The sequence below is a fragment of the Pararcticibacter amylolyticus genome (assembly GCF_003130405.1).
Classification (GTDB): Bacteria; Bacteroidota; Bacteroidia; order Sphingobacteriales; family Sphingobacteriaceae; genus Arcticibacter; species Arcticibacter amylolyticus.
This window is the reverse complement of the sequence record NZ_QEAS01000015.1, coordinates 1-13,149: the sequence shown is the minus strand read 5'-3', so window position 1 is coordinate 13,149 and position 13,149 is coordinate 1. Positions and strand designations below refer to the sequence as shown.

Genomic DNA, 13,149 nt, shown 5'->3' with positions numbered 1-13,149 from the left:
ATAAGATTCTCATTTTTATTCGGGTTGCCATCTATTTTTAGAGGAAAAACAGCACAATTGCCATTAAATACTATTAAATCCACCCGTCTAGATCGATTCCTAAGAGAACAGAAGGCAGAATCAAAAGATATTTACTTTCAAACCTCGATATCGATCGGAAAGTTAAGTCACCTACGACTTAACAGAGTGAACCTTTACATTTATGATTTTTACCTTATTGGAAAATCAATCCATCATGATCTCAACGAAATGGCCCAGGATGTATTTAGTGATTACGATGCTGAGATAGAGCAGACACACCAACCCTCCAAAAATAGCCGAAGGAAAGGAAAGCTTGGAAAGTTTGGCCAGATCATCTCCCAATATCTAAACTCTCAGAGCTCACTTGCCCAAGCTATCGGAATGGACAAAAACAAGTTCGGTAGACTTATGTATTCGGACAGCGAAATCATTGCTCTGGATCTATATATCCTTACAAAACTTCTAAATCTTGATTTCAAATTAGTAACAGAAGCGATCTGCGGTCATCTGTATTTAAACTCAGCAGAAGAGCAACAAAGGCTTCGGGATAAATACCAAGCAGAACTGGATGCAAAGAAAGCAAAGCGGGACGCGGGTAAACAGAAAGAATAGAATGGCAGAGTAACCATTATCTTGACAATGGTAATTTTCTCCAAGAAGACTGGTGAAGCTTGGTTTAGGTAAGAAGACTGTAAACACAAATAAATAGGATAGACTAGCGCAGTTTTTCATGTTGGATTATGCTTCGGTACTTAATATATTTAGGAGATGGAAGCACTACATGCCTGGTATGAAGAGATCATCACCCATATACAGAAAACCAATTTAAAGAACCTTTCTGAATACGCACCGAGCGGGAAAAACATATTTGCAGCCTTCTCCGATGTCACCCGCTCGAAGCAGGTATTAAAGAAGTTTTCCTATTCAGATTTCAAGCACGCTGATGATTTTAACTATTTGTCAATGGACTTTATCTATGCCATCGCCATTATCGAAATTCTCCAGCCTCGCATCAATAACGCCGTCAAGGAGGGCGGAACCTACGACCAGTCACTAGAAGACCATCTTTACCTACGCTATGCAAGCTATGGCCTACAAACTCTTTACAGTTACTGGGACCGGATTGGCGACCTTCTGGACTTTTTCTTTGATACAGGTCAGAAAGGCGACGTTTACCTTTCCCGTGTACTTGACCGTTTTCCTGCTCAATACCAGTCGGCCACGTTTCACGCGCTAAACAACCTTTACCGCAATAAAGTGTTGCCTCTGCTAACCGAACGTCATTCGACGGTACACACGTTCACCTTAAAAGCCAAATATTTCTGGGGAGTGATTGAACATGGGGGAACGACGAGGAAAAGCTGAAAGACCTGCAAGCCGAAAAGGACGCTTACCCGGCAACATTTCGAAAGCAGCTGAGCTATATGTTCCAGGGATTTGAACTGACCCTACGATTGGTGAGTGAACTGCCTGATGCCCCGCAAGCAAAGACAGCCAGGTGATGCTTTTTTAAGCCAAAACAAATGTAACTTAGGCACAAATACTCGAATCATGCAGCTATTACGATCTCAATTGAACGAGCTTTACGACTTGATCGAAAAGCAGGGATATTTTTCGCCATCACAGTTCTCAATACTAGCGGGACAAACAGAACTGACACTGAATGAAACCCAATTCTATTTCAAGGTGTTCGAGGACATCGGCTACGTAGACTCAATGATGGCTAATTTTTCACCCGGGAGATCCCTGTACATGGAAGCTACCACCGGCGTTGACTGGGAAGGCATCAAGTTCTATTTTAAGGACTGGCTCAGTTATCTGAAAAGAGAAGTGTCCGCACCCGACAAATGGGGAAGGTTGGTCGAAGAGGTCAAATCCCTGATTGGTGAAACCCAGGTGGAAAATACCGCTTTCAGCCATCAGGAATACCTGGAGGTGCGCAGGAATATCGAGACGATCAAGAACCAGCTTTCCTCGATACCGCTGTTGGAGACCCAGAATATTGCCATTCTCCATCAATTGAACCACGTTGCGGAAATGACGGATAAGCTCAACAAATTCGACTGGCGCAACTTTTTTATCGGTACCATCACAAGTTGCGTGATACAGTTGGGCGTTACCCAAGAACATGCGAAGTTGTTCGCAGAGCTCATTAGAAACACGTTCAGTGGCTGGATGCTTTTAAAATAATACTGTTTATGAAACACAACGAGCAACGCATATTCGACGAGCAGCTGCAGGAAGATTTCCTAAGTGCCTGGCCTATTGATATGATCCGGGAAATCCCGTTGCATAGATATGTCAGCGTAAATGATCAAACCACTTTTTGCCAGTACGTCGAAACCATTACCCGACCATTAGGGAGCATTAAAGGTATGAACTCCGTTAAATTTGGTATCTACAGACGGCGGAAGCCCGAAGAACGTCCCAAGCATGTTATATCTAATAAAACCCATTCCTGGTCACAGCGTTTCCATGACGATAGTAATGATGAAGAAAAAGTCTTCAAAAAAGTAATCGAAGAGGTTTACTCCATTGCGAGCTATGCCAGTGAAGGTTATTTTGAACATATCTGTTACCTGAATTTGCCGTCTATTTTTCGCTGGAAGGTCGCCTACCTGTATTCAGGGGGAAGACTGATCCCTATATTTAGCATTGAGAACCTGCGAGCAATCGTATCAACCTTAGGCATGCCGAATGTCGACAGGAAGACAACCTACTGGCAGATGCAGCAGTTTCTTATTGATAGAAAACCTTTGGGCATGACCTCGGTAGAGTTCATGCGTGTCCTCTACGAAGAATTCAGGCTTGGCGATGCCGAGGACAGAGAACTTGCTAAGCGGCGCAGAGTTCGCAACGGCATCAAGTCCAAGAACCTGCAACCAGTATTCCGTAAAGGCAATGCAGGAGGTATGACCAGCCCATTACATAACAACTTGCAGCAACGGCTATATGACCAGCTTTGCTTGAAACATGGCGAATCCTGCGTAAATATGGAACGAAATTGGATCGACCTGCTTGTCGAGCTGAAAGACCGTCTGATCCTCTTCGAGGTGAAGCCTTGCACTTTTGCCGAGGACTGTCTAAAACTGGCGCTCGGTCAGCTGATGTTGTATGCTTACCAAGCGCAGGCTATTCATCAGGACAAATCCATTGAACTGGTAATTGCCGGACCCAACAAGCTTACCGGGGAAGAACGTGCAATGATGACATTTTTAAGTGAGCGCGTTAGTTTTCCCATCAGTTATCTTCAGATTGACTAAACAAAGTACTACATTAACTATTATTGTTGTAATATATGCTTCTGCTTGTAATAATATTGTAGAATACCGAAGTGCTTTTGCGTTTATTTGCTTGTGATTATTGTTAGCTGTTATGCATTCTTAGTTATAGATGATAGATGCCTCCTCGAAGTATAGGAAATCAACTAGTAGGATCAAACCATATGTAACTCTTTAGTTTACTACTATTTATGCCTCTTTGTTTCACGTTTCATCGAGGAATATTAAACAAATCGTATCGATACTCTACAGCGGATCCCTGAAATCTTTGAAGACATTATTGTATAAGTCATCTCGTGTTTGTTTAATTAACTACTTTATGTCATATATAGACTTTAATAAAAATACGCTACATTCGTTGAATTGGTTCACTATTGGCGGGCTATGATTAATCGTACCTAAAGATTTAGGGAAGAAAGTGAAAGGCAGTCCGAGCCGGACGAAAGACTGAATAACGCGTACGCGAGCACGTTGCATAAAGCTGCCCTTAAGATTCTAGTTTTTTCTACGGTTCTTAGTGAAAGCGATCTTTTTTTAAGAATGTAAGTCGTACTTCGGTACTTCCAAATGGAGGAACAATTCAGGACACTGTTTTTATAAATTAAGAAGTATATTCATAAAATAGCTAATTTTTTAATATATTAATCGATTATTGCGTAAATGGGGGGGGGGGATGAATAACTGATTGAAAATTAAGTACATGGTTTTTAATTCTATAAAAAGCAAAATTGGAGTTGATATTTTTTGTGGTGCCGGGGGCTTGAGCTTGGGCGCTGAGAATGCCGGCATCAAAATTTCCTTAGCGGTTGAAAAGAATCAGTCAGCTGCGAAAACATTTGCACGAAATCATCCTGAAGTAAAAACTTTATGTCAGGATATCCGAGAAATTGATCCTTTGCAATTCCTAAAAAAAAAACCGTTTATTGTGTTTGGTGGCCCTCCTTGTCAAGGCTTCTCCTATTCTAATACGAAAACAAGAAATACAGATAACAGCAACAATACGCTTTTCGAAGAGTTCTTGAGGTTCGTGGAAGTCCTAGAGCCAGATTGGTTCCTGTTTGAAAACGTGGAAGGAATCACTACGTTCAATGGCGGAGAGACTGTGAAATCTATTAAGACTTACTTCTCTGATTTGGGCTATCAAACTGTGGAGCGGGTGCTTTATGCATCGGATTATGGTGTTCCCCAACATCGGAACCGGTTTATAATGGTTGGAAACAATCTTGGTAAAATATTTGAGTTTCCACAAGCCACAAAGGCAATAGTTACTGTTTGGAACGCAATTGCGGATTTACCGGATCTTGAAAATGGCTCTAATTTGGAAACGTTGCCTTACAAATTGTCCGGACCGGGGCTGTGCTCTTACGCAAAGAGAATGCGCAACGGTTCAACTGTAGCTAGGCAAAATTTAGTATCTAGGAATAAGGATTACGTAATTGATAGATATCGGCACGTAAAGCAGGGTGAAAATTGGCGGGCCATCCCGAGAGAACTAATGTCAAATTATACCAATCTGGATAATTGCCATAGTGGTATATACAAACGGTTAAATGCCGATATGCCCTCCATTGTTATATCAAATTACAGGAAAAATATGCTTATTCATCCTTTTCAGGACAGAGGGTTATCCGTACGGGAGGCCGCTAGACTTCAGAGTTTTCCCGATAATTTCGTTTTTGAGGGTACGCTGATGGACATCCAACAGCAGATAGGCAACGCGGTGCCCCCACTGCTAGCCGAAGCTGTATTTAGAAAGATCTTAACCTATTAAAATTTTATCAATTGATGAGCTTTTATCATGTGGAATAAGCACCCTATTGAAGACGATTTACGTCTAGCATTGAACAAGCAGTTTGGCGAGGAGATCGGAGGGTCTCACTTTAACAAATACATTGTGGCGAGAGACTATTTAGTAAACAATGTTTATGATGAAATCAAAGCGAAGGAGCCGTCTTTGTCTGATCACGGCCCTAATCACATATATGATGTTCTGAAAAATGCAAAGGATTTGTTGTCAGGCGACATTACGAAACTAAGCGGCATGGATCTTTATTGTCTTTGTATGATGATTCTTTTCCATGATGTGGGTAATATTTTTGGGAGAAAAGAACACAATACGCAGATAACTGAAATTTACAACAAAGTTAGGAACAAAGATCCTCGGTTTAATCAAGAACGGCGTGTCGTTATCAAAGGCGCAGAGGCTCACTGCGGAAGGACCAATACTGGAAGTAGAGATACGCTGGCTTGTGTAGAAGAAACTGAAAGTATCGATGGCGCGAAAATAAACCTAAGAGAAATGGCAGCTATTTTGAGATTTGCAGATGAACTAGCAGAGGGACCGCAACGAACTTCGAACTATATGCTAGAATCGGGGCGTTACGAGGAAAGCTCCCGGATTTTTCATAAATATGCTTCGATAACAAACGTGTTTATCGACAAGGGGAACAGTCGTATAGTATTGTATTACTATATCGATATCAACAAAGATGATTTGCAGAATCCTAAAGATATTTCGGATCTAATTCATTTTATCTTTGAGAGAATTAACAAGCTGGATGAAGAACGTCGTTATAATAAATACTATACACCTCTTTTAAATGACTTCAAAAAAACGGAGGTTACATTGAACTTCTCATACGATGGAATGCCTGTAGAAGGACTGGATTCGATTAAATGCACGTTAAACGATTTGTATCCCATCCCCGGAAGCAATCAGAAAAGTGGCGAGGAAATATTGAATTCTATCTGCTCGGAGCTTGAAATCGACAAATTAATTCAAAAGATAAAAGATCATGAAGCAGTTTAAAAACCCTTTTGAGTATGAAGCTGCGAACAATCTGGACGATGATGATATTATCAGCTTTTACATCGAAGACTATAATTATTCCAGATTTCTAAATTCAAACCGTAATATCTTTCTCGTTGGAGAAAGGGGGTCTGGCAAAACCATGACCCTACTATACAATTCCTTTAAGGTTCAGCACCGAAAGTACGTGCGGGCCGGCGGAACTGTAAATTATGAATATATTGGGATTCATATCCCATGTAACACTCCTTTGTTTCATAAAAAAGAATACTTGCTGTTTAATGATGATTTCAAGGCGTCCGTATTATGTGAACATTATTTGGCTTTGACAATAGTCTATTCCATTTGTGATTCGTTAAAAAAAATAGAGGAAATTGAAAATACCATCAAAGAAGAAACCGTAAATGACGATCTTTTTGATGAATTTGAGTACCTGATTGACACGACAGATCTTAATCGAAAGCTGACCTTCATTGCGAGTGTTAGATTATTTGTGGCTAGGGAACTTAATATATCCCAGAAAAAATTAAACAGCGACAACGCAGAATCATTTTATGAAAATGCCTATTCATTTTCATCAATAGTTATTCCTTTTATAAAGATACTCAAAAAAGTACCGATATTTTCTAAGTCGCATTTCCTGCTCATGATTGACGACGCTCACGATCTGAATAGATATCAGATCCGTAATATTAATTCATGGATCGCGTACCGGGATCATTCTGATTTTAGCTTCAAAATTGCTACAGCAAAAATTAACAGGCCGGAATTAATCACGACGACCGGCGGGAGCATACTTGAAGGTCATGATTTCATAACAATTGATATGGAGAAACCATTTCAGAACGAAAAGTCTGATTTTTTTCAGATGGCAAAAGAAATCATCGAAAGAAGGTTGTCTCAAACGGGGTATGATGGAGATGTCGCAAGTTTTTTTCCTGTTAATAAGGACTTTGAAAAAAATCTGGAAAGCTGTCGTTTAAGTGTGAGGGAAAGGTTTATAAAAAGTAATCCATCTGCTACAACAAAACAGATTAATGATCATGTTTACAAATATTCGAGAGCCGAATACTTCCGGATGAGGGGCGCCAATGCCAATCTTCCTCCATATTCTGGGTTCGAATGTATCGTGGATGTCTCCACTGGAGTGATTCGCAACCTACTTGATCCGTGCTACTGGATGTATGACGCTGCTGTTTCTCATACGGATAATGGCAATGTTAAATGTATATCTTCCGCAATTCAAAATCATATCATCGTGGAAAGAAGTAAAAAAATGTGGGAGCGACTGTCAATCGGATTGGACCGGGAGGTCGAGGGCTGTTCTAAAGAGCAGGGAAAACAGATATTCAATTTATTCGAAAACTTATCTGTCCTATTTAAGAAACGTCTCATGGAACATAAGTCAGAGCCCAGAGCAATAACTTTTAGTATTTCACAGATCAATAAAGAGACGAAACCGATATTCGATAATCTCATACAATTGATCAATATCGCCCAAAGAGCACAAATAATTTATACGAGAGTAGGTACTGCAAAAGATTTTGGGAAGCAGGAAACATACTTTGTTCCTAACAGGTTGTTGATGCCTGCAAAGGGACTCGACCCTCACGGCCAATATGCTAGGGTATCCCTTCGTGTAACTGATTTGTGGGCATCTGCTGCGTTCAACAAAGAGCTGCCATTTTCAAAAAACGACATTGATGAACAGGAACAGGGGGACCTTTTCGGTGGAAGATAAAAAATTACTAATATTTCCGGATTGGGAAGATCGTGCCTATGAGGGTTTTCTGAGAGACATCGAATCACAAAACTTTGAAGAGGTTGTGATTATAAATTATGGGGATGGACTACATGCAGAAAAGACTGAGGATATCCTTTCGAAAATTGTGGCGGTTGCTTCCCGGAGGGGTTTAAAGTTTTCAAAAATCGATTTAAAAAAAAATGATTTCTTGTCAAACTGGGTTTGCCTCGAAGAGATCTTTTCGAAACCCGAATTTTACTCTGCCGAGGTATTTGTTGATATTACCACAATGCCCAGAGAGGTCATTTGGATACTTCTTTACAATTTAAGAAAGTTCAACCGCGAACTCTCTTGGTTTTATCACAAGCCTCAGTCTTATAATAGTGATTGGCTTACACGTGAACCAGACTTGCCAAGGCTTTTATTAAAACACTCCGGTATTATAGATCCGTCGAAACAGACAGCCCTCGTAATTATAACAGGTTTTGATGGTGAGCGTGTAAAGCAGTTACTAAATTTTTACGATCCTAAAAAGGTAGTTATGGGAATACAATCAGGAACCCAATTTGAAAATGATGTCAGAAATAATCCAAGACTGTTTGATCTCGAAGTAGATTGTGAGTTTCTCAACATTGATGCCTATGGCCAAGGTTCTGGATTTTCGGCAATAAATGAAAAGATAAAAGCGATGGTAGATGAATATAATATTGTAATAGCTTCACTCGGTCCAAAGCTTACTGCGTTGAGCATGTATATGTTATATATCGAACATCCTGAGATTGCCTTGGCCTATCTCCCATGTAAGGATTTTAACCTTGACTATTCTTATGGAATCGGGGATACTCTTCAAGGTTCGCTTATGCTAAAAAGGTCTGATGATCTGCTTTCTTAAAATATCATTCAAACCTAGAGAGCAGCTTATTCTTCCTCGTGACGGCGATATATGTACTTCAAAAAATATACCATGGTTGCGACAGCAGAAGATACGGCCAATGGTTGCAACTTTTTGTTCATTGAATCATTTTTATCGTCTTCTCCGTAATCTGAGATTCCTCTGAAAATTACCCATTCTTTGTTATAATGAATGCAACAGGGAGCAAACCCGCTAGCCTCCATCTCTGCAGCAATAATTCCTTTTTCGAGTGGAATTGCCTCTTTCAAAACTTCAAGTGTTTTTCCGTTAGCGATGAGTTTTGCCCCGGCTGCGATAACTCCTGCTTTTAATACCGGTTTGCTTAAATCTATTGTCTCTAAATCTGAATGAGACAGCCCGCATTTACCAGCATAATCTTTTATTAGTTGCTTCCAATTGTTTAAATAAAAATCGCGTTTGTCAATCAATCTCTGCGTTCTTACATTAACCCTGAAAACTTTCGGTCGATACTTTATGTTGCCATCCTCCAAGCGTTGATATTCATACGCAACTACTGACTCTGCAATTATAGTGTTATACTTTTTAATGTCATTTTTATTGCCAGCGGCAATTCCACAAAGGACTGCAAGATCACAATCAAACTCTTGGAACGTTGAACTACATGCTGAATAACAACCCACATCACCCGCGCCACCTATCATTGTAACTAGACAAGACAAGGCTGGCATACAATTTCTTTCAAGCGTATACTCATAATACCATAAACCATTTTTTGTATAGTCTTCTTTCGCTTTGTTCAATGTTAATCCGAATATTGTACTTAATGTAAGAAATTCAACGGGTACAACAGTAAAGATTATAACATCATACTTTTTTTTGCCAGGATCTTGTGCATTATATTCATCGAAGAATCGTATATACGGTGACTTTTTAAATTCATTTAACACCTTCAGTACGTCGAAGATTGCCCATATTGTTTTTTCTAAAAGTAAAGGGTGACTGAAGGTTCCGTAATCACTTGCCTTAAGCAATCCCATCACAGCCTCATTTATTAATTCAGAGCAGGATTCGGATGACTTTATTAGCGCCAAGACAGCGTAAGCTAGAGGCATATGGAAAAAGGTCATTCTCTGAGGTTTAACTCCAGATGGGGTTCCATATCTGAAATCAAACATTTCCGAGTAGCCCATATCTAATCCATTTTCAGAAATCTTCGCTTCAAGTTTTTTTCGGATCCATTTAATTGCCTTCTGTACGCTACCATTCGTGCTTGGGACATGACTATCTAAAAGTGCTATTACAACATGAGATGTATGTGATAAGGTGGATGGGGCACCGGGGATTTCTCCCCACCCTCCGTCATTATTTTGAGCTCTCTTTAAGGCTTGTATCGCTAACTGAAACTCTTCGTCTTTTTGAAGACCTAACTTTATTGCAGTATTGATTACGTTTGCGGTAGTATAAGTCCGAACACCTGTATCACTGGTTGGCCCCCAACCTGGATACTGACTCGACCTGATAAAATTTTTCTTTAACCAGCGCACACCCCGTGCTATTTGATCCGCATAAGTGGCGTTATTCATCTGTAAAGCAGACAGCACCCAGCAGGTGCTGTCTGTATTAGCAACTTCAGGAAGATTACTTACGTAAGGCCAGCCACCATCGTTGAGATCATTGTCCGAGGACAACTGATTCTCTAACAAAAAGGAAAAGGCTCTCTCTTTAAATTCCGAGCCTGTGTCGTAGCTATCAAGTGTTATTAAAGCCTGCGCTGTAGCAACATTGCCAATTTTTTCGCTCTTAAGAAACTGATGCCATCCACCTTTCGAGTTATCTATTATCTTAAAATCATTCTCAATCTCTGATATGGATTGATTGAGGACTTTTTGAAGTAATTTACTGTTAGTGATCATAATTTTTTTCTAAAATGTGGGCTCAATACTCCAAAGCCTGACTTTATTATTTCCCATCCTTGGTGCTCTATCCAGTTCCACAAGTGCCTTTTCCCGAGGAAAGACGCTGTTTTATACCGTAAATATTGCCTTCGGAGTTGCTCTTTAATCACATAGAAGTTACTTTCCCCGTCATCAATGTAGAGATAGGGAGGTCGACCGCAATCATCATAGATTCTGAAGAAATTATCAAAGCCTTGAATTCGTGTAGGATCGTACTCGAGTTCAACTATTCTGTTCAAATCTAGTGATACCGGTACGAAATGCATGTGAGCATGATAGCAATGTTTGCTACCTTCTATAGGAATCAAACACGCACCGGCTCTTCCATGTTCGTAACAGATGCAGTGCCCATACACGTCAGTCAATATAGATTTTACCTTATCGTAAAGTTCTATAAATTCATTCTGTTGGTCTTTACTGATTCCTGCGCAACAGGAAACGTGATCCTTCGAAATTACCAAACAATAACCCTCTACTATTGGGCCGAGTGATAACATCACGTAAAAGTTATCTGTCTGGTATAGAATTCGCTCGTTGTCTGGTGGGTCACAAAAACGACAGGTACGAATTATCTGTTCTTCTAAATCTTTTATCATGGATTTGGGTATAATCTTTAAAGCTGTCTTTTAATCCTGCAAGACTCGGTGAAGCGTTGGATAGTTGCACTCGGTGGGAAAATCGTTCCGATCATTAAAGATGCAAGTTTTCTGAAATTAATGCGGGGTTTAAAAGATTTTAAATCGAATGACACATCCAAGAATTATTTGAAGAGTTTACAACGGTGTAATTTACAGTTTTTTCCTGAATCGCACATGAGCGCTCGTAGTTTCGAGGCTTGAATTTATTGAGGGGTGTGTGATGATAAAATTTAAATAGGATCGCCAAGAGACTTGGAGGGAGCCTCCACAGATGTTGTTCTTCATCACTTTTCCTAAGTAAGTTGATCATGGGCTATTTATTTTCAGGCCATTAAGAAATCCAGGATATAGAAGGCATAATATAGAAATAACAACATATAGCAAAGCTATTAGTGGATACAAAATCCTAATACTACGTTTTCTAGACTTTAGCGAACTGTTGTAATGCAAATTAAACTCTTTTTCTGAAATTAACTCCTTCGAAGCCCTCTTCCAGTAAATGAGCTCTTTATTGGTAATAATTAGGTCTGTTATATCAACAGCAGCCTGAAATAATATAGAAAGTATAAAATATGCTGATAGCCCACCAAAAACATAATTTAACAATTTATGTTTATCTAGCCCAATGTTGTCGGAGAATTTGGTAAAAATGGTAAAGCCTATTAAAACCGAGGTAGCTAGAACGTCGCGCAAAAAGTTGTTTAATAAATTCCTAATCTTCAGGGAATAAAGATCTGATTGGGCTCGTAAATCTTTCAGTAGATCTTTTAGTTCTTTTATGTAGGCATCTTTACGGTCGAGTATTACAAAATTATACCTTTCTCGTGCTTGTTCAAATGCAGTGTTTATATGCGAGCGAAGAGCTTCAAGTAAAGTTATGGATTCATTAATTTCTAATGTTAAACGTTCGTTAAATAGCTTCTTTCTAGTTCTCACCCTGTCATCATACATCCACTTAATCAGGTTCATTAAATTAACAATATGATCATAATTGGCGGAGATGCTTGTTTTTCCAACTTTCAGAGTCAGCCTTTTTAGCCCATCCAGTACTACTTTGTCGTAGCTATAGAATTCATCGACTATAGCAATGCTTAGAGCCAGTTCAGCCTGCCTCAGAAGAGCGCCTCCTAGAGAGGAACTATAATCCCCTTGGCTCAAGGCATATGTATTAGGATTAAATGAAACATTGGTGGCAGAGATAAAATGCAAATTCTCCTGTATATTATTAAATGTCGGAAGAGTTGGAACATTTGCAGATGATAATTCGTAATCAGTGGTAGGAAGTAATTTAAAAGTATCACTTCCTATTTCATTGTGTAAATCAAAAACGAAGATAAGCAAAGGAGAGTTCCTGTTTATGGGGTTCTTTGCATCTAAAGGATCAAGCTCATCCATCCATCTCTCGCATGATTTAGATTCGAGAAAGAAATTCTGAGATCGGCCACTCTGGGATGTCCGTTCGACGTATGCTTGTTTATTAAAAAGCAATTTGCTTTGATAAAAAGAATTTCTCTTTTGCTCGTAATCCTTCATCTCATCAATGGTCACGCTATCAGAATCGAACCAGAATTTTACGAGATATTCCTGTCCTGATTTCTTTAGAATATCATAAATGCCCCTGTAAAGCGTAAATATAGAATCTGTATAATCTGATATTAATTCAATTGTTGACCAATGCTCTTCATAAGAAGAAGAAATAGTTTTTACTCTAATTAGAGTCTGTCCATAAAGTCCCGGGTAGAGGAAAAAATAGTAAAGATCAATTTTTTAACAGGAAGAAATAATGTTAATATAGCGGTATGAAAATGCGTCTGTTTACTGCCCTGA

Annotated in this window: 11 protein-coding genes; 8 read left to right on the top strand and 3 right to left on the bottom strand. The window is 39.4% G+C overall.

The window, feature by feature from the left end; translation table 11 throughout:
- The 8 genes from DDR33_RS17350 to DDR33_RS17315 all read left to right on the top strand — a co-directional run.
- On the top strand, window positions 1–633 hold a 633-nt coding region (locus DDR33_RS17350), incomplete at its 5' end, for a hypothetical protein (protein ID WP_158280784.1).
- 156 nt (window positions 634–789) lie between these two features.
- A complete protein-coding gene (locus DDR33_RS17345; RefSeq protein ID WP_109417075.1) occupies window positions 790–1,386 on the top strand; it encodes a hypothetical protein in 597 nt (198 codons plus the stop codon).
- Between the two features lie 186 nt (window positions 1,387–1,572).
- Entirely contained in the window at window positions 1,573–2,211 is a 639-nt protein-coding gene (locus DDR33_RS17340; protein ID WP_146198799.1) for a hypothetical protein, read from the top strand.
- Between the two features lie 8 nt (window positions 2,212–2,219).
- Window positions 2,220–3,284, top strand: coding sequence for a hypothetical protein (locus DDR33_RS17335; protein WP_109417073.1), 1,065 nt, complete (start codon window positions 2,220–2,222; stop codon window positions 3,282–3,284).
- Between the two features lie 703 nt (window positions 3,285–3,987).
- The gene (locus DDR33_RS17330; RefSeq protein WP_202913775.1) at window positions 3,988–5,073 is read left to right on the top strand and encodes a DNA cytosine methyltransferase; all 1,086 of its coding nucleotides are present in this window, start codon (window positions 3,988–3,990) and stop codon (window positions 5,071–5,073) included.
- A 27-nt stretch (window positions 5,074–5,100) separates the two neighbouring features.
- Window positions 5,101–6,111 carry an HD domain-containing protein gene (locus DDR33_RS17325; RefSeq protein WP_109417072.1) on the top strand — a complete coding sequence of 337 codons (1,011 nt, stop codon included), beginning with the start codon at window positions 5,101–5,103 and terminating at the stop codon, window positions 6,109–6,111.
- Window positions 6,098–7,852, top strand: coding sequence for an ORC-CDC6 family AAA ATPase (locus tag DDR33_RS17320; RefSeq protein WP_109417071.1), 1,755 nt, complete (start codon window positions 6,098–6,100; stop codon window positions 7,850–7,852). The genes DDR33_RS17325 and DDR33_RS17320 overlap by 14 nt, the downstream gene beginning before the upstream one ends.
- Window positions 7,815–8,747: a hypothetical protein gene (locus tag DDR33_RS17315; RefSeq protein WP_109417070.1), complete on the top strand. Its 933-nt coding sequence runs from the start codon at window positions 7,815–7,817 to the stop codon at window positions 8,745–8,747. The genes DDR33_RS17320 and DDR33_RS17315 overlap by 38 nt, the downstream gene beginning before the upstream one ends.
- Before the next feature lie 26 nt (window positions 8,748–8,773).
- On the opposite strand, the gene DDR33_RS17310 is transcribed toward DDR33_RS17315, so the two are convergent.
- From DDR33_RS17310 to DDR33_RS17300, 3 genes are all read right to left on the bottom strand, one after another.
- The gene (locus DDR33_RS17310) at window positions 8,774–10,642 is read right to left on the bottom strand and encodes a phosphorylase family protein (RefSeq protein ID WP_109417069.1); all 1,869 of its coding nucleotides are present in this window, start codon (window positions 10,640–10,642) and stop codon (window positions 8,774–8,776) included.
- Window positions 10,639–11,280 carry an HIT family protein gene (locus DDR33_RS26985; protein WP_109417068.1) on the bottom strand — a complete coding sequence of 214 codons (642 nt, stop codon included), beginning with the start codon at window positions 11,278–11,280 and terminating at the stop codon, window positions 10,639–10,641. Before DDR33_RS26985 ends, DDR33_RS17310 begins: the two co-directional genes overlap by 4 nt.
- Before the next feature lie 348 nt (window positions 11,281–11,628).
- A complete protein-coding gene (locus tag DDR33_RS17300) occupies window positions 11,629–12,717 on the bottom strand; it encodes a hypothetical protein (protein WP_146198798.1) in 1,089 nt (362 codons plus the stop codon).
- Between the last annotated feature and the right edge of the window lie 432 nt (window positions 12,718–13,149).